17 protein-coding genes are annotated in these 16,938 nt (G+C 61.9%); 10 read left to right on the forward strand and 7 right to left on the reverse strand.

What is annotated here, in order from left to right; all coding sequences use genetic code 11:
* Positions 1-21: 21 nt before the first annotated feature.
* From ACM6I7_RS23350 to ACM6I7_RS23360, 3 genes are read right to left on the reverse strand one after another with little or no spacing between them, the layout of a single operon-like run.
* Positions 22-1,071: an alkene reductase gene (locus tag ACM6I7_RS23350; RefSeq protein ID WP_027614409.1), complete on the reverse strand. Its 1,050-nt coding sequence runs from the start codon at positions 1,069-1,071 to the stop codon at positions 22-24.
* A gap of 30 nt (positions 1,072-1,101) precedes the next feature.
* Positions 1,102-2,268, reverse strand: a complete 1,167-nt coding sequence (locus tag ACM6I7_RS23355; protein WP_003222434.1) for an MFS transporter — start codon at positions 2,266-2,268, stop codon at positions 1,102-1,104.
* Between the two features lie 5 nt (positions 2,269-2,273).
* Positions 2,274-2,594 (reverse strand): ArsR/SmtB family transcription factor, encoded by a 321-nt coding sequence (locus tag ACM6I7_RS23360; protein ID WP_003222436.1) that lies wholly within the window; start codon positions 2,592-2,594, stop codon positions 2,274-2,276.
* A 169-nt stretch (positions 2,595-2,763) separates the two neighbouring features.
* Between ACM6I7_RS23360 and ACM6I7_RS23365 the strand changes: the two genes are divergently transcribed.
* Positions 2,764-3,342, forward strand: coding sequence for an ACP phosphodiesterase (locus ACM6I7_RS23365; protein ID WP_150370421.1), 579 nt, complete (start codon positions 2,764-2,766; stop codon positions 3,340-3,342).
* 125 nt (positions 3,343-3,467) lie between these two features.
* Here ACM6I7_RS23365 and ACM6I7_RS23370 read toward each other — a convergent pair whose 3' ends face one another.
* Both ACM6I7_RS23370 and olsB read right to left on the reverse strand, forming a co-directional pair.
* Complete coding sequence (locus ACM6I7_RS23370) at positions 3,468-4,259, reverse strand: lysophospholipid acyltransferase family protein (protein WP_414889365.1); 792 nt, start codon at positions 4,257-4,259, stop codon at positions 3,468-3,470.
* Positions 4,259-5,014 (reverse strand): L-ornithine N(alpha)-acyltransferase, encoded by a 756-nt coding sequence (gene olsB / locus ACM6I7_RS23375; RefSeq protein WP_007963187.1) that lies wholly within the window; start codon positions 5,012-5,014, stop codon positions 4,259-4,261. The genes ACM6I7_RS23370 and olsB overlap by 1 nt, the downstream gene beginning before the upstream one ends.
* Positions 5,015-5,167: 153 nt before the next feature.
* On the opposite strand from olsB, the gene ACM6I7_RS23380 reads away from it, so the two are divergent.
* The 5 genes from ACM6I7_RS23380 (at position 5,168) to ACM6I7_RS23400 (ending at position 9,529) form a co-directional block, all read left to right on the forward strand.
* Entirely contained in the window at positions 5,168-6,046 is an 879-nt protein-coding gene (locus ACM6I7_RS23380) for an acyl-CoA dehydrogenase family protein (protein WP_123586941.1), read from the forward strand.
* A gap of 149 nt (positions 6,047-6,195) precedes the next feature.
* Positions 6,196-7,275, forward strand: a complete 1,080-nt coding sequence (locus tag ACM6I7_RS23385; protein ID WP_414889366.1) for a serine hydrolase domain-containing protein — start codon at positions 6,196-6,198, stop codon at positions 7,273-7,275.
* The gene (locus ACM6I7_RS23390) at positions 7,272-7,589 is read left to right on the forward strand and encodes an amidase (protein ID WP_096797055.1); all 318 of its coding nucleotides are present in this window, start codon (positions 7,272-7,274) and stop codon (positions 7,587-7,589) included. The genes ACM6I7_RS23385 and ACM6I7_RS23390 overlap by 4 nt, the downstream gene beginning before the upstream one ends.
* Positions 7,590-7,779: 190 nt before the next feature.
* The gene (locus tag ACM6I7_RS23395) at positions 7,780-8,370 is read left to right on the forward strand and encodes a YceI family protein (RefSeq protein ID WP_096797056.1); all 591 of its coding nucleotides are present in this window, start codon (positions 7,780-7,782) and stop codon (positions 8,368-8,370) included.
* A gap of 1 nt (position 8,371) precedes the next feature.
* Entirely contained in the window at positions 8,372-9,529 is a 1,158-nt protein-coding gene (locus ACM6I7_RS23400; RefSeq protein WP_098967611.1) for a phospholipase D-like domain-containing protein, read from the forward strand.
* Between the two features lie 153 nt (positions 9,530-9,682).
* On the opposite strand, the gene bglX is transcribed toward ACM6I7_RS23400, so the two are convergent.
* Complete coding sequence (gene bglX / locus ACM6I7_RS23405) at positions 9,683-11,974, reverse strand: beta-glucosidase BglX (protein WP_285373229.1); 2,292 nt, start codon at positions 11,972-11,974, stop codon at positions 9,683-9,685.
* A 258-nt stretch (positions 11,975-12,232) separates the two neighbouring features.
* Here bglX and ACM6I7_RS23410 point away from each other — a divergent pair, with 258 nt between their 5' ends.
* The 4 genes from ACM6I7_RS23410 (at position 12,233) to ACM6I7_RS23425 (ending at position 15,758) form a co-directional block, all read left to right on the forward strand.
* The gene (locus ACM6I7_RS23410) at positions 12,233-12,841 is read left to right on the forward strand and encodes a LemA family protein (RefSeq protein WP_007963199.1); all 609 of its coding nucleotides are present in this window, start codon (positions 12,233-12,235) and stop codon (positions 12,839-12,841) included.
* 13 nt (positions 12,842-12,854) lie between these two features.
* Positions 12,855-13,607 carry a TPM domain-containing protein gene (locus ACM6I7_RS23415; RefSeq protein WP_414889367.1) on the forward strand — a complete coding sequence of 251 codons (753 nt, stop codon included), beginning with the start codon at positions 12,855-12,857 and terminating at the stop codon, positions 13,605-13,607.
* Positions 13,608-13,640: 33 nt separating this feature from the next.
* Positions 13,641-14,258 (forward strand): TPM domain-containing protein, encoded by a 618-nt coding sequence (locus ACM6I7_RS23420; protein WP_027614420.1) that lies wholly within the window; start codon positions 13,641-13,643, stop codon positions 14,256-14,258.
* A 282-nt stretch (positions 14,259-14,540) separates the two neighbouring features.
* Complete coding sequence (locus tag ACM6I7_RS23425; protein ID WP_414889368.1) at positions 14,541-15,758, forward strand: class I SAM-dependent methyltransferase; 1,218 nt, start codon at positions 14,541-14,543, stop codon at positions 15,756-15,758.
* A gap of 59 nt (positions 15,759-15,817) precedes the next feature.
* Here ACM6I7_RS23425 and ACM6I7_RS23430 read toward each other — a convergent pair whose 3' ends face one another.
* Positions 15,818-16,723, reverse strand: coding sequence for a DMT family transporter (locus ACM6I7_RS23430; protein ID WP_097086625.1), 906 nt, complete (start codon positions 16,721-16,723; stop codon positions 15,818-15,820).
* Positions 16,724-16,938: the final 215 nt, after the last annotated feature.

A 16,938-nucleotide genomic window follows, 5' to 3' on the forward strand; every position in this document is an offset into this window, starting at 1 on the left:
CTTGTTAGTTGTTGTTGTTGTTTACAGCGTTGGATAATCGATATAACCGACCGGGCCTTTCGCGTAGAACAACTCAGGACGTGCGTCATTCAGCGGTGCGTCGGCCTTCAGGCGTGCCGGCAGATCCGGGTTGGCAATGAACGGTACGCCGAACGCTACCGCGTCAGCCTTGCCTTCAGCCAGCCACGCATTGGCGCTGTCCTTGGTGAAGCGTTCGTTGGCGATGTACGCGCCGCCGAAAGCTTCTTTCAGCTGTGGGCCGAGGCTGTCGGCGCCTTCTTTCTCGCGGGAGCAGATGAAGGCGATGCCGCGCTTGCCCAGCTCGCGAGCCACATAAGTGAAAGTCTCGGCCAGATTGTCGTCGCCCATGTCATGGGAATCGGCGCGGGGTGCCAAGTGCACGCCGACACGGCCGGCGCCCCAGACGTCGATCGCTGCGTCAGTCACTTCCAGCAGGAGACGCGCACGGTTTTCCAGGGAGCCACCGTAGTTGTCGGTGCGCTGGTTGGTGCTGCTTTGCAGGAACTGGTCGAGCAGGTAGCCGTTGGCGCCGTGGATTTCCACGCCGTCGAAACCGGCGGCTTTGGCGTTTTCGGCACCGGTGCGGTAGGCCTCGACGATCTCGGCGATTTCAGCGGTTTCCAGAGCTCGCGGGGTCGGATAGTCGGCCAATGGACGCACCAGGCTGACGTGACCTTTAGGCTGGATGGCGCTCGGCGCGACCGGGGTTTCGCCGTTGAGGTACGACGGATGCGAGATGCGGCCGACGTGCCACAGTTGCAGGATGATCTTGCCGCCAGCAGCGTGCACGGCTTTGGTCACGTTGGTCCAGCCGCGCACCTGGTCGTTGGACCAGATGCCCGGGGTGTCCGGGTAGCCGACGCCCATCGGCGTCACCGAAGTGGCTTCGGACAGGATCAGGCCAGCCGACGCGCGCTGTACGTAGTATTCAGCCATCAGCGCGTTCGGCACGCGGCCTTCGTCGGCGCGGCAGCGGGTCAGTGGAGCCATGATGATGCGGTTGGACAGCTCAAGGTCGCCCAGTTTGATCGGATCGAAAATAGTTGCCATGTGTACAACCCTCGTCAGTTAAGTGGTTAATCAGTGGGTAGCAGGGGCCAGGCCGGCATCGCCGTTCTGACGGAAAGTGATCAGGGTCACCAGCAGCGCGAGCACGGCCAGCGCGGCGGCGGCCAGGGGCACGCTGGTCAGGCCGAAACCGTGGGCAATGACGCTGCCGCCGACCCAGGCGCCCAGGGCGTTGCCGATGTTGAATGCGCCGATGTTCAGGGTCGACACCAGGTTCGGTGCGGCCTTGCCGAAGGTCACCACGTTGACTTGCAGCGCCGGGACGGCGGCAAACGAAGCGGTGGCCCAAAGGAACAGGGTGATCTCCGTCGGGATCAGCGCAACGCTGGTCCAGCTCAGCACGGTGGAAACCACCGCCATCGCCACGAACACGCCGATCAGGGTCGCGCCGAGACGCTTGTCCGCCAGTTTGCCGCCGATGATGTTGCCCACCGTCAGACCGAGGCCGATCAGCAGCAGGGTCCAGGTCACGCCTTTTGGCGAGACACCGGTGACATCACCGAGCAGCGGCGCGACATAGGTGAAGAGGGTGAACATCGACGCGGCGAACAGCGCGGTCATGCTCAGCGAGAGCCAGATGCCGGCGCCTTTGAGGGCGGCGAGTTCGGCGCGCATGTCGAGTTTTTCCTCGTCGCGCTTGGCCGGCAGGAAGCGGATCAGACCGATCAGCGCCACTACACCAATCACGGTCACCGCCCAGAAGGTCGAGCGCCAGCCGGCTTCCTGGCCCAGCGCGGTGCCCAGCGGTACACCGAGCACGTTGGCCAGGGTCAGGCCGGTGAACATCAGCGCCACGGCCGACGCCCGTTTGTTCGGCGCCACCAGCCCGGCAGCTACCACAGAACCGATACCGAAGAACGCACCGTGGCACAGCGCCGTGACGACACGGGCAAACATCAGCACGTTGTAGTCACTGGCGATGGCACACAGCAGGTTACCGACGATAAAAATGCCCATCAGCGCTACCAGTGCGGCCTTGCGCGGCAGTCTGGCGGTGGCCAGTGCCATGAACGGCGCACCGATGGCCACGCCCAGGGCGTAACCGGTCACCAGCCAGCCGGCGCCGGGAATCGACACACCGAGGTCGGCTGCCACATCGGGCAGCAGGCCCATGATGACGAACTCGGTGGTGCCGATGGCGAAGGCACTCAAGGCCAGAATGAGTAGCGAGAGGGGCATTTGAATCAATTCCTTGTGGGAGCGCTGAGCTCTTTGACGATGGCGTCGAGGAACGCCTGGATCACGTCCTCGTTGCGTTTGAAGAAGTGCCACTGGCCGGCTTTCTGGCTGCTGATCAGACCTGCGCGTTGCAGGGTCGCCAGGTGGGCGGAGACGGTCGACTGCGACAGGCCGCAGCGTTGATCGATCTGCCCGGCGCAGATGCCGTACTCGTGGTTGTGTATCTGCTCAGGAAACTGGGCTTTGGGGTCTTTCAGCCAGATAAGGATGTCTCGCCGTACTGGGTGCGCCAGGGCTTTTATTATTTCGTCGAGGTCGAGGTTCATGGCTTTATGCTCGTGATGTGTAGCGCTATATCGCGATGAGGCGAACTTTAAATCGGTATTTCGCGATATACCAATATGAATTTGATCTGACGACCGCATAAATCGGTATATCGGGTTATAACGATACGTGTGCTGTAACGATGAAAGCGCGCAGTGCTAAGCTGCGCCCATGAACTATCTCGCACATTTACACCTCGGAGGCCAGCACCCCGAGCAATTACTCGGCAGTCTGTACGGCGATTTCGTCAAAGGACGCCTGCAAGGGCAATTTGCACCGCAGATTGAAGCGGCGATTCAGCTGCATCGGCGGATTGATGTGTTCACCGATCGCCACCCGTTGGTGGACATCGCCCTCGGGCGTTTCACCGAGACCCGGCGGCGTTACGCGGGGATTGTCCTCGATGTGTTTTTCGACCATTGCCTGGCCCGCGACTGGACGCTGTACGCCGATCAGCCGCTGGAACATTTCACCCGCGCTGTTTACCGGGTGCTGTCGAATGAACGGCAATTGCCAGAACGCCTGGCGAAAATCGCCCCGCACATGGTTGCCAATGACTGGCTGGGTTCGTATCAAGAGTTTGAAGTGTTGGAGCAGGTGCTGCGCGGGATCTCCCGCCGCCTGACCCGGCCTGAGGAGCTGGCGGGGGCGATGCAGGAGTTGCGGCGTTTGTATGAGCCGCTGAGTGAGGACTTCGCGTTGTTCTATCCGCAATTGCAAGACTTCGCACAATCCTCAACAACACCCTGAATCCCTGTGGGAGCTGGCTTGCCAGCGATGGCGTCGGCACATTCAACATTCGTGTCGGCTGGTCTACCGCTATCGCTGGCAAGCCAGCTCCCACAGGGGCCGAGGGTGATTTTAGCGGTTGTATTTCAGGCGGCGATGGCCGGGCGCATCGGGGTTTTTTGCTTTTCCGGAATCGCGCCAAACAACGCCTTCTGCACCGCTTGCTGCGCTTCGAACGCCAGCGCCGCACGTTCGCGGCCCTGACAGGCGATCGGCTTGAGCAGATGCACTTCGACATCGCCGCAGTCGTGGCTGAACAGACGCATCAGATGCGACAGCAGATCATCGTCACCAATGAACGGCGCTAGCGCGTCGATCTCGCCATCTCGCAGATAACGGATTGCCACCGGTTGCAGCATCACCTCCGAATCAATCGCCGCCGACAGCAGGCGACCATGAAAGGTGCGCAGCGAGCGGCCATCGGTGGTGGTACCTTCCGGGAACATCAGCAACGGATGTTGCGTTTGCAAGTGACGGGTCATCTGTTTGCGGATCAACTGGCTGTCACCCGAACCGCGACGGATGAACAGACTGCCGGCCTTCGCCGCCAGCCAGCCGGCCACCGGCCAGGTACGCACTTCGGCCTTGGACAGAAACGACAGCGGCGTGAGCATGCCCAGCAGCGGAATGTCAGTCCATGACACATGATTGCTGACCCACAGCATCGGCTGCTGCGGCAGCTCGCCGTGCACGGTCACGCGAAAGGGCAGGGCATGGCTCAAACGCGCCATGAAAAACCGCGACCAGCGCTGCCGACGTTGCATCGAGTGCGCCAGGCCCAGACGTTCGAACACGCCGAAGACGCTGGCCATGGTCAAGCCCAGCGCCACCACCAGCAGCACCCGCGTGATCCGCGCGTACACGCGCAACCGGCTCATCACACGGCCGCCTTGAAGTGCTTGGCGTAGCGTGGGCAGAGTTCGTCGCGCTTGAGCAGGATGAACACGTCGGCGACCTGGAAGTCTTCGTCCCAGCACGGCTCGCCGCAGATCTTCGCACCCAGGCGCATGTAGGCCTTGAGCAGCGGTGGCATTTCGGCGATCACGTTCGATGGAATATCCAGCGACGGCAGGGGATTCTTCGGCTCGGCGCGCAGGTGTTCGGTGCACAGATAACGCTCGCGCAGACGCTGCATGATCGCGTGGGCCTGCACGCCGCCATCCTGCATCGGAATGCTCGCGCAACCCATCAGGTAGCTGTAGCCGCCCTGATTCAACACTTCGGCCAGTTCACCCCAGAGCACGGCGATGGTGCCGCCGTTGCGGTAGGCCGGGTCGACGCAGGTGCGGCCGATTTCGAGGATCGGGCCTTGCAAATGGGCGAGGCCATGCAGACTGAATTCTTCTTCGCTGTAGAACTTGCCCAGGCTGCTGGCGGCGGTGTGATCGAGCAAACGGGTGGTGGCGACCAGACGCCCGGTGTTCAGGTCACGCACGCCGATGTGGCTGCAGTGAACATCATAGTCATCCATGTCCAGACCCAGTTCCGCGCCTTTCAGCTTGGCGTTGAACTCGCCGCTGAATACGCTGAAGCGCAAGGCCTGGGCTTGCTGCAAGGCCTCGGCGCCGATCAGGCGTTCGGCTTGCAGGCGGCGTTCATTGCCGGTGTCGCTGATGCGGGCGATCTGAGTCATTTGAATCTCCGTACGGGCCTTGAACCCGTCGTGGGTTGCAGCCGATCGACTTTCTTTATGCAGCCATGTTGTGCAAAGTCAGGCTATGTAGCCCCGGTGTCATCACCGTGAACGTTTGGTGATGCTTGTATGACAGCCCTCAAGGAGCCTCTTATGCCCTGGCCCAGCCTGCTCGAAAGCCATGAACGCCTGCCCGCCGTGACTGATCTGGCGGAAGGTTTCGCTACCTTGCTGCATCAATTGGGCAACGTGACGCCGTTCGAACTGGCGGTGGCCGGAGGGCGGCGTATGGCGACGCCGGGGCTGGCGTTTCTGGTGGGGTATCAGGCGGCGTTGCGCATGCTCTGGCCGAGCGCGCCGCCGAGTCTTGGTGCGTTGTGTGCGACCGAGCAGCGCAGCCTGCGTCCCGCGGACATGCAGACCCGTCTCAGCGATTTGCGCCTGAGCGGGCGCAAGGATTTCGTCACCGCCGGGGACGCGGCGGACTGGCTGCTCATCGCCGCGCGCAGTGAAGAACCCGGCGAAACCCCGCGCCTGAGTCTGGCGGTGGTCTATCCCGGCGAGCCCGGCGTGCGCGTGGAAAAACTCCCGGCGCTGCCGCTGATGCCGGACATCAGTCACGGTCGGCTGCATCTGGACGGCGCGTTGTGCGAATTGCTCGCGGGCGATGGCTGGGACGCTTATGTGAAGCCGTTTCGTAGCCTGGAAGATGTCTATGTGCTGAGCGCGATGACCGCGTGGCTGTACGGTGTCGGTCAGGACAGCGGCTGGTCGCAGCCGCTGCTGTTGCGCTTGCTGGCGCTGTTGGCCGGGTGCGCGGAAGCGAGTCGCCAGCCACCGAATAACCCGGCCGGGCATGTGCTGTTGGGCGGTTTGTTTGCGCAGTTTGATGCGCTGAAGGGCGAGATCGATCAGGCGTTGGCCGAGGGTAGTCCGGAGTGGGCGCAGATGTGGCAGCGTGATCAGGGGGTGATGCAGTTGGCGGCGGGGGCGCGGGCCAAGCGCTTGGCCAAGGCTTTGGCGGTGGGCTGACTGGCCTCTTCGCGAGCAAGCCCGCTCCCACCCTTGGAATGCGTTTCAAATGTGGGAGCGGGCTTGCTCGCGAAGGCGGCGGCAGAAACACCACACATCTGTCATGTGGCAAGACTACCCTCAGCAGGTTCTCCCCAAGAGCCCTCACCATGTGCAAAAGCCTGTCCCTGTTTCTGCTGCTGATCAGCTTCACGGTCCAGGCCGAGCAATGGCCCGGTGAGCAATGGCCGACTGGCGCAAAAATCAGCGGCGCAGCGGTCGAGGCATTGGAGACCTACGCCTTCCCACCCCGCGACGACACTACCCGCCAGGGCATCCGCACGGACGCGCTGCTGATCATCCGCGACGGTCAGTTGATCTACGAACGCTACGCCGGCCCGACCCGTGCCGAGATCCCGCACCTGACCTGGTCGATCAGCAAAAGCCTGATGGCCACGGTACTCGGCGTGGCGTATGGCGAAGACCTGTTCAAACTGGATGATCCGGTTTCGAAGTTTTATCCGGCGCTGGAAAAACATCCGGCGATCACCGTGGCGGATCTGCTGCACTGGGCTTCCGGGCTGGACTGGCAGGAAGACTACGAATACGCGCCGCTGAAATCCTCGGTGGTGGCGATGCTCTACACCCGTGGGCATCGCGACATGCCCGCGTTCACTGCCAATCACGACGCTTATGCGCCGCCGGGGCAGACGTTCCGTTACGCCAGTGGCGACAGCAATCTGCTGGCGGCGGCGCTGAAGAACATGGTTGGCCCGCAGCGTTATCCCGACTATCCATGGACCGCGTTGTTCGAGCCGCTGGGCATCCGCCACGCCGTGTGGGAAACCGATGCCGGCGGTACGTTTGTCGCGTCCTCTTATGCTTATCTCACGGCGCGGGATCTGGCGCGGGTCGGTCTGCTGATGGCTCGCGACGGACGTTGGCACGACCGGCAATTGCTGCCCAAGGATTGGGTCGCTTTCAACCGCACTGCCTTTGCCGGCTACAAGGCGCATCAGGACGAAGCGGTGCCCGGTGGTCAGTGGTGGCTCAATCGCCCGGCGGATGGCGCCGCCGCGCCGTGGCCCGACGCGCCGCCCGACACCTTCGCCGCCCTCGGCCACTGGGGCCAGGCGCTGTATGTGATCCCCAGCGAGAAACTGGTGATCGTGCGTTACGCCGATGACCGCGACGGCAGCTATCGCCACAACGAACTGCTCAAACGAGTGCTCAAGGCGGTGCAGCCATGAAGCTGTTGAAGCGGGTGTTGCTGTTGGCGCTGATCGTGCTGCTCGGCTGGATCTGGCTCGAACGGGAAAACCTCTGGGCGTTCCCCGACATCATCAGCGCCTACACGGCCAAGGAATATTGTTCGTGTCGTTACGTGATGAACAACGATGCCGAATACTGCCGGGGTTATGTGAAACAGTGGCTGCCAACCAGCCACTTTAGCGATGACAGCGCGAGCAAAACCATCACCGTCAGCGGCATGGGCCGCAGCAATCGTGCCCAGTGGCTGGGCGAACGCCAGGGCTGCCGCCTCAATCCTCAAGTCAATAGATAACCCTGTGGGAGCGGGCTTGCTCGCGAATGTGGTGTGCCATTCAGTATTTGTGTTGACTGACTCACCGCCTTCGCGAGCAAGCCAGCTCCCACAGGAGGTTTCACCAATCGATAGATTTGCGGCGATCAGTTTGCAATAACGGCGTGGGCGGTTAAGGTTCGTGCAGGTTTATCGCCCCCACGAGTATTCAATGTTCAACCGCTCCCTCTATACAGCCTTCGCCAGTCTGCTGCTGACTGCCGCCGCGCTGCCGGCGCAGGCCAACTGGTATCTGGATGGCGAGTCGTCGCGGCTGTCGTTCGTCAGCACGAAAAACGCCCACATTTCTGAAGTGCAGCGCTTTCTGGTGCTGCACGGCAAGGTCGATCCGGATGGCCGCGCTGAAGTCGAAGTCGAGCTGGATTCGATCAACAGCGGCATCCCGCTGCGCGACGAGCGCATGCGCAAGGAGCTGTTCCAGATCGAGCAATTCCCCGAAGCGACCATCAGCACCCGGATCGACCTGCGCCCGATCAACGATCTGGCCCCCGGTGCGCAGCTGGAATTGCGTCTGCCGCTGACCGTCAACCTGCACGGCAAGCAACATGAATACCCCGCAGAGTTGCTGGCCACCCGTCTCGACGACCGGCGTTTTCAAGTGGTGACGCTGGAGCCGTTGGTGATCAACGCCGAGGATTTCGATCTGGCGCCGGGGCTGGAAACCCTGCGCAACTTGGCCGGCCTGTCGGCCATCAGTCTGTCGGTACCGGTGGGTGCGGTGCTGATTTTCACGGCGCGCTGACATGCGCGGCGCGGTGTTTCCGTGGCGTGACGGCAACCGGTTCGAACTGTTGATTGACGGCCCGCAATTCTTCCCGCGCATGCTGGTGGAAATTGCCCGAGCCGAGGAGCAGGTCGAACTGGAGTTGTATCTGGTGGAGGCGGGCGCTTGTGCCGAGGCCGTGGTTCAGGCGCTGGTCCAGGCCGCCGAGCGCGGCGTGCGGGTACGCTGCCTGTTCGATGACTACGGCAGCCTCGCGTTTACCCTGCACCTGCGTCAGCGCCTGACCAAGGCCGGGGTCGAACTGCGTTTCTACAATCGCCTGAACTGGCGGCGCTGGGTCGGCAACTTCTATCGTGATCACCGCAAATTGCTGCTGGTCGATCAGCGTCTGGCGGTGGTCGGCGGCACCGGTGTTACCGATGAATTCTGGACACCGGGGCAGGACAGCAGCGAGTGGCACGAAGTGATGGTGGAAATCAACGGCCCGCTGGTGCTCGACTGGCAAGTGCTGTTCGACCGCCAATGGATCGCCAACCGCCATCGCCGGGCCTGGAAACCGTCGGCGCATGTCGGCCTGCCACGCTTGCCCAAGGTCCCGGACATGGGCGAGGGCATGGGCCGTGTGGCCTATGCCGATGCGCGTCAGCATCGCGACATTCTGCAGTCGCTGTTTCGTGCACTGAACAGCGGGCAGAAGCGCATCTGGATGGCCACCCCGTATTTCCTGCCGACCTGGAAAATCCGCCGCTCGCTGCGCAAGGCTGCTGCTCGCGGTGTCGACGTCCGGCTACTGCTCACCGGGCCGCGCACCGATCACCCGTCGGTGCGTTACGCCGGTCATCGTTACTACCCGCGCCTGCTCAAGGCCGGGGTGCAGATCTTTGAATATCAGCCGTGCTTCCTGCACCTGAAAATGGTCTTGGTGGACGAGTGGGTGAGCATCGGTTCGTGCAACTTCGATCACTGGAACTTGCGCTTCAATCTGGAGGCGAATCTGGAGGCACTGGACCCGTCGTTGACGGCAGCGGTGGTGCAGAGTTTCGAGAAGGATTTCGGCCTGAGTCAGCAGGTCAGTCTGGAAGAGTGGCAGCGCCGGCCGTTGTGGCGGCGAGTGAAGCAGCGGATCTGGGGGTGGGTGGATCGGCTGGTGGTCAACATTCTCGACAGACGCGGTTAATGCCAATTTCGAAACCAGTGGATTCCAATGTGGGAGGGGGCTTGCTCCCGAAGGCGGCATGTCATTCAGCATTGATTTAGCTGATACACCGCATTCGGGAGCAAGCCCCCTCCCACAAAGGCCCCTCTCACACGGGCATTGGTTACTGAATAATTACAGCAACTCAAAACTCTGCTGCGTCACATCCTGCGAATCCAGGCCGATCTGCACGTTGAACTTGCCAGGCTCGGCCGCGTACTTGAGCTGGGCGTTGTAGAACTTCAGGTCATCCTCGGTGATGGTGAAGTGCACGACTTTCTGTTCGCCGGCCTTGAGCATGACTTTCTGGAAGTTCTTCAGTTCTTTCACCGGGCGAATCATCGAACCGGCGACGTCCTGGATGTACAGCTGCACCACGGTTTCGCCGTCACGTTTGCCGGTATTTTTCAGGGTGACACTGGCATCGAGCTTGCCGGTCTTGTTCAGCGTGGTTGACGACAGCGCCATGTCGCTCAGCGTGAACTGGGTGTAGCTCAGGCCGTAACCGAACGGGAACAGGGGACCGGTGGTGTCATCGAAATACTGCGAGGTGTAGTTGCCCGGTTTGCCCGGCGTGAACGGCCGGCCAATGCTCAGGTGGTTGTAGTAGGTCGGGATCTGGCCCACGGAACGCGGGAAGGTCACCGGCAGTTTGCCCGACGGGTTGTAGTCGCCGAACAGCACGTCGGCGATGGCGTTGCCGCCCTCGGTGCCGCTGAACCAGGTTTCCAGAATCGCATCAGCCGACTGGTTCTCTTCGAGGATGGTCAGCGGACGGCCGTTCATCAGCACCAGTACCAGCGGTTTGCCGGTGGCTTTCAGGGCACGGATCAGCTCGCGCTGATTTTCCGGGATGTTCAGGTCGGTGCGGCTGGAGGATTCGTGGGACATGCCACGGGATTCGCCCACAGCGGCGACGATCACGTCAGCGTCCTTGGCTGCTTTCACCGCTTCGTCGATCAGCACGTTGGCCGGGCGCGGATCATCGACCACTTCCGGGGCGTCGAAGTTGAGGAAGTTCAGGTAATCCAGCACCTTCTTGTCGCTGGTGATATTCGCGCCACGGGCGTAGATCAGGTTGGCCTTGTCGCCGATCACCGAGCTCATGCCGTCGAACAGGGTCACCGATTGCGCCGGCTTACCGGCGGCGGCCCAACTGCCCATCATGTCGATCGGCGCCTTGGCCAATGGACCGACCAGCATGACTTTCGCGTCTTTCTTCAGCGGCAGGGTTTCGTTCTGGTTCTTCAGCAGCACCAGGCTGCGGCGTGCCACGTCACGGGCCTCGGCGCGGTGCAGACGGCTTTCGGCGTAGGTGTCGGCCGGATCATCCTCGGCCTTGCCGATGCGCAGGTACGGGTCCTTGAACAGGCCCATGTCGTACTTGGCGGCGAGCACTTCGCGCACGGCGTTGTCGATGTCTTTCTGCTCGATCTCGCCGGACTTGAGCAGCCCCGGCAGCTCTTTGCCGTACAGGGTGTCGTTCATGCTCATGTCGATGCCGGCCTTGATCGCCAGCTTCGCCGCTTCACGACCGTCAGCGGCCACGCCGTGCTTGATCAGCTCGAAGATCGCCCCGTGGTCGCTGACGGCCAGGCCCTTGAAGCCCCAGTCCTTGCGCAGCAGGTCGTTCATCAGCCAGGTGTTGGCGGTGGCCGGAATGCCGTTGATCGAGTTCAACGCCACCATCACCCCGCCGGCACCGGCGTCGATCGCCGCGCGGTACGGTGGCAGGTAGTCCTGGTACATCTTCACCGGGCTCATGTCGACGGTGTTGTAGTCACGACCGCCCTCGACCGCGCCATACAGGGCGAAGTGCTTGACGCTGGCCATGATGCTGTCAGCCGCGCTCGGCGTGTCGCCCTGATAGGCCTTGACCATCACTTTGGCAATGCGCGAGGTCAGGTAGGTGTCTTCACCGAACCCTTCGGAGCTGCGGCCCCAGCGCGGATCGCGGGAGATGTCGACCATCGGCGCGAAGGTGATGTCGAGGCTGTCGGCCGCGGCTTCCTTGGCGGCAACGCGCCCGGACTGACCGATGGCGTCCATGTCCCAGCTCGATGCCAGGGCCAGCGGAATCGGGAAAATCGTACGGTGACCGTGGATCACGTCGTACGCAAAAAACATCGGAATCTTCAGGCGACTGCGCATCGCCGCGTCCTGCATCGGACGGTTTTCCGGGCGGGTGATCGAGTTGAACGTACCGCCGATGTTGCCGGCGGCGATCTCTTTGCGGATCAACTCACGGGGCATTTCCGGGCCGATGCTGATCAGACGCAACTGGCCGATCTTTTCATCGAGGGTCATTTGTTTCATCAGATTGCTGATGAACGCGTCCTTGTTTTCCAGGGGTACCGGGGTCGTGGCGGCCAATACTTGATGACTGGCCAAGCTGACGAACAGGCCCAGCAAACACAGCTTCTTCATGAATATTTTTCTCAAGGGCCCAAGCGGCAATGCAATGCCGGCCAGCCAAAAGTTAGGGAGCGACTATTGTTGTTCGGGTGCAGGCTCAAAATGACCGAGCCAAAAACGCCCGCCGACACTCGGCTGCGTTTGCGCAGGGCCTCTTTTTAGCCCATCGGCCCGTTGCAATCCAGTGGCGCGGCCGATTATGCCCCAACCGCTGATGCAGAAGGTTTCACGGTCGGTTTTTTATGAAATATGCCAGGGAGCATCACTTTGATGAATGTCAGTCCAACCTACCGCTCGCGTCTGCAGGTCGCCACGCTGCTGGTGCTTGCCACTTTGTTGACCGCATGCGGCATCAACAATATCCCGACCCTCGATGAACAGGCCAAGGCGGCCTGGGGCCAGGTCCAGAACCAGTACCAGCGCCGTGCCGACCTGATCCCCAACCTGGTGGAGACCGTCAGAGGCTACGCCAAGCATGAGGAGGCGACCCTGACCGCCGTGGTCGAGGCGCGGGCCAAGGCGACGTCGATCCAGGTCGATGCCAGCACCCTCGACAATCCGGAAAAACTCAAGCAGTTCCAGCAGGCTCAGGATCAGTTGAGTGGCGCGCTCAGCCGTTTGATGGTGGTCTCCGAGCGTTATCCGGACCTGAAGGCCAACCAGAACTTCCTTGCCCTGCAATCGCAGCTCGAAGGCACGGAAAACCGGATTGCCGTGGCGCGGCGCGATTTCATTCTGGCGGTGCAGAAATACAACACCGAGATCCGCACGTTTCCCGGGCGCCTCTGGCACAGCGTGATGTACAGCGACCTGCCGATTCGCGAAACCTTCGAAGCCACCACCCCCGGTGCGGAAAAGGCCCCGGAAGTGAAGTTCTGATTCGAGGTTGCCCATGCGTGTGTTGAAGATAGGCCTGGTGCTGATGCTGTGGCTGTTCGCCGTCAGCGCCCAGGCCGAGTTGACGTTCCCGGCGCTGAGCGGGCGGGTGGTGGACGAGGCGCAGATGATCGAGCCGTCGGTGCGCGCCCAGTTGAGCCAGCAGTTGCAGGCTCACGAGCAGGCCACCGGTGAGCAACTGGTGGTGGTCACGGTGCCTGATCTGCAGGGCACCACCATCGAGGATTACGGCGTGCAACTGGGCCGGCACTGGGGCATCGGCCAGAAAGACAAGAACAACGGCGCGCTGCTGATCGTCGCCCGGGACGAGCGCAAACTGCGCATCGAAGTCGGTTACGGGCTGGAAGATCGGCTGACCGATGCGCAGAGTTCGGTGATCATTCATCAAGTGATCACCCCGGCGTTCAAGGCCGGCAATTTCAGCAAGGGCATCAGCGACGGCGTGGCGGCGATGCTGGTGGTGCTCGGCGGCAATCCGCTGGACGAACCGTCGACGGTGTACGAGTCGAGCGGTGATCCGCAGAGCGATTTTGTCTCGCGCCATCCGCTGTTGTTCGTTTTTCTGGTGGTGTTGTTCATCCTGACCGTGTTTGTCTGCCAGATGCTCGGTATCCTTCCCGCCGGCCGTGGCGGCTCCGGAGGCGGGGGCGGTTTCGGCGGTGGTGGATTTGGCGGTGGCGGTGGAGGCGGGGGCTTCAGCGGCGGCGGGGGCAGTTTCGGCGGCGGCGGTTCGTCCGGCGGCTGGTGAACACACAACAATAATGATCAGGCACTTTTCGACATGGCATTACTGACTGAACACGAACAACGCAAAGTCGCCGAAGCGATCGCCCGGGTCGAGCGCGATACCGACGCCGAACTGGTCACCGTGCTGGCGGCCCGCGCCGATGACTACGCGTACATTCCGCTGCTGTGGGCCAGCCTGCTGGCGCTGCTGGTACCGGGCATCGTCCATTACCTGACTGGCTGGCTGACCATGCACAGCCTGTTGCTGGTGCAATGGGGGCTGTTCATCGTCCTGTGCCTGCTGTTTCGCCTGCCGAAGATCACCACCCATCTGATCCCGCGCCGCGTGCGCCACTGGCGGGCATCGAATCTGGCGCGGCGGCAGTTTCTCGAACAGAACCTGCACCACACCGTCGGCAGCACGGGCATGTTGATCTTTGTCTGCGAGGCCGAGCGCTATGTGGAGATTCTGGTGGACGAGGGGATTTCCCGGCGGCTGGACAACAAGAGTTGGGACGCGATTGTCGCCGCGTTCACCGAGCAGGTGCGGCAGGGGCGCACGCTTGAGGGCTTTGTGACGTGCATCGAGGCCTGCGGTGAATTACTCAAGGTGCACGTGCCGGTGACGCAGGTGAGGAATGAATTGCCCAATCGGTTGATTGTGTTGGGCTGAGTCTGGGTGCGGTTCTCCCCGGTCCCGCTGAGCAAGGCCTGTCTGATACATATGGCCGCATTACGCCGAGCCAGTGTGGGAGCGGGCTTGCTCGCGAATACGGTCTGACATTCACCATCAATGTCGCCTGATACGCCGCTTTCGCGAGCAAGCCCGCTCCCACAGGGGCCAGGCAGTGCGCTGAGTTCTTGTGCCGTTGGGTAAATAAGAACGTGTCCCCAAGCGCCATCCCCCCTAAAATACCCGCCATTCCCGATTTCGCCCGTCCGAGGCCGCTTTTCCATGTCCGTTACCGCCCCCTCCCTCAAGCCCGCACCCGATCACCACACCCAGTTCATCGAGCTGCTGCAAACCAGCCTCGAACACAACGGCTTCATCAAACTGGTGCTGGCCAAGTACATGGGTGAAGAGGCGGATCTGCAGCGGATCATCATCAAAGCGGTGACGGTCAAGGCGCAGCCACACCTGTCGTTTGTCTATCGCTACAAGACCCGTGACATCACCAAGAATCTGCCGCTGAGCGAAGGCGTGGCGGTGATTGCCGAGCTGTTGCCGGCCGCGTTCAAGAATGCGCATTTGCTGACCGTGACCGACGAAGCCCAGCTCGAATACAGCAAAAAGGGCAAGAGTTCGCTGTTCAAGAGCAAACCTCAGCAATTGCGTGAAGCGCCGTCCGCCGAGCACAACCGTGAGAAAAACCGTTTTCTGGACCTGGGCCGGCCGTTCCTCAAGGACCTGGGCGTGACCAACGCGCAGCACGAGCTGATCCCGGCGATGTCGCGCAAGTGGAAGCAGATCAACAAGTTCATCGAAGTCTTCAGCCATGCGCTGACCTCGTCACCGCTGGCGCTGGATAAACCGGTGCGGGTGGCGGACTTCGGTTCGGGCAAGGGCTACCTGACGTTCGCGATTCACGATTACCTGCGCAACACGCTCAAGGCCGAAGGCGAAGTCACCGGCGTCGAGCTGCGCGAAGAGATGGTCAACCTGTGCAACGCCGCCGCGGCGAAACTGGAGCACCCGGGGCTGGTGTTCAAGTGCGGTGACGTGCGCAGCGTGGCGCCGAGCGAACTGGACGTGATGATCGCCCTGCATGCCTGCGACATCGCCACCGACTACGCGATCCACACCGGCATCCGTTCCGGCGCGTCGATCATCATGTGCTCGCCGTGCTGCCACAAACAGATCCGCCTGCAGATCCAGAGCCCGGCGCTGCTCAAGCCGATGCTGCAATACGGTCTGCACCTGGGCCAACAGGCGGAAATGGTCACCGACAGCCTGCGTGCACTGTTCCTCGAAGCCTGCGGTTACGAGACCAAAGTGTTCGAATTCATCTCGCTGGAACACACCAACAAGAACAAGATGATTCTCGCGGTGAAACGCGCCGAGCCGGTGGACCCGGCTCAGTTGCTGGTGAAGATTCAGGAGCTCAAGGATTTCTACAACATCAGCGAGCACTGTCTGGAAACCCTGCTGCGCGCCGACGGCTTACTCGCCTGACCTTGTGGGAGCGAGCCTGCTCGCGAAGGCAGACTGCCAGCCAAGGATGCTGCTGGCTGTTATGGCCCCTTCGCGAGCAGGCTCGCTCCCACATGGGGTTTGATGGCGGTCTTGCGCCCGAGCATCACGGTCGCGATCACCCCGCAGGCAAAGACCCAGGTAATCGGCTCGACATGTTCACCAAAGAACAGCGCCGAAAACGCGATGGTGAAAAAGATCTGCAGCAACTGGATCTGACTGACCCGCGCAATCCCGCCCATCGCCAACCCGGCGTACCAGGCGAAGAAGCCGAGAAACTGCGAAAACAGCGCCACGTAGCCGAACGCCCACCAGGCCTTGGCTGACACTGCACCGTGATGCTGCAGCGCCAGGTACAACACCGGGCCGATCAGCAGCGGCGTCGACAGCACCAGCGCCCAGCAGATCACTTGCCAGCCGCCCATTTCCCTGGCCAACCGGCCACCCTCGGCATAGCCCAGACCACCGACGGCAATTGCGCCGAGCATCAACAAGTCACCGGCCTGAATGCTCCCGTCGCCGGTGTACAACGCGTAGCCGAGCACCAGCGCACTGCCCAGCGCGGCGCAGGCCCAGAAGGCTTTCGACGGGCGTTCATGGGACAACCAGGCGGCATACAGCGCCACGCACAGCGGCTGCAACCCGTTGACCAGCGCGCCGTGGGACGCCGGCAAGGTCTGCATGGCCCACGCCGACAGCACCGGGAAGCCAAGAATCACCCCGGCGATCACCAGGCTCAGGCCTTTGATCTGCTGCCAGCTCGGCCACTTCTCGCGTCGCCATAACAACAACGCTGCCGCGGGAATCGCCGCGAACAGCGCGCGGCCGAGGCCGTTGAGCAACGGATGCAGTTCCTGCACCACAATCCGGGTGAAGGGCAGGGTCAAGCTGAAAATCACAACCCCGAGCAGGCCGAGGGCCATGCCGGTGTTTTCGCGCGAGGACATAGGAACACCGAAATCGAAGGTGGCAGAGAACGACCTTCATCAAGCCATAAACCGTGGACTTCTGGCTGTTACAGCTAGGCAAAGACTTATCCGTACAGTTCGAGTTTGCCATCGCTGGCAAGCCAGCTCCCACAGTGATGGAGTTGAGTGCCAAATCGGTGATCGCCTCAGAACCTGTGGGAGCTGGCTTGCCAGCGATGAAGTCAACTCGGTAG

It is taken from the genome of Pseudomonas sp. IT-93MI4 (assembly GCF_949767635.1).
Classification (GTDB): Bacteria; Pseudomonadota; Gammaproteobacteria; order Pseudomonadales; family Pseudomonadaceae; genus Aquipseudomonas; species Aquipseudomonas putida_A.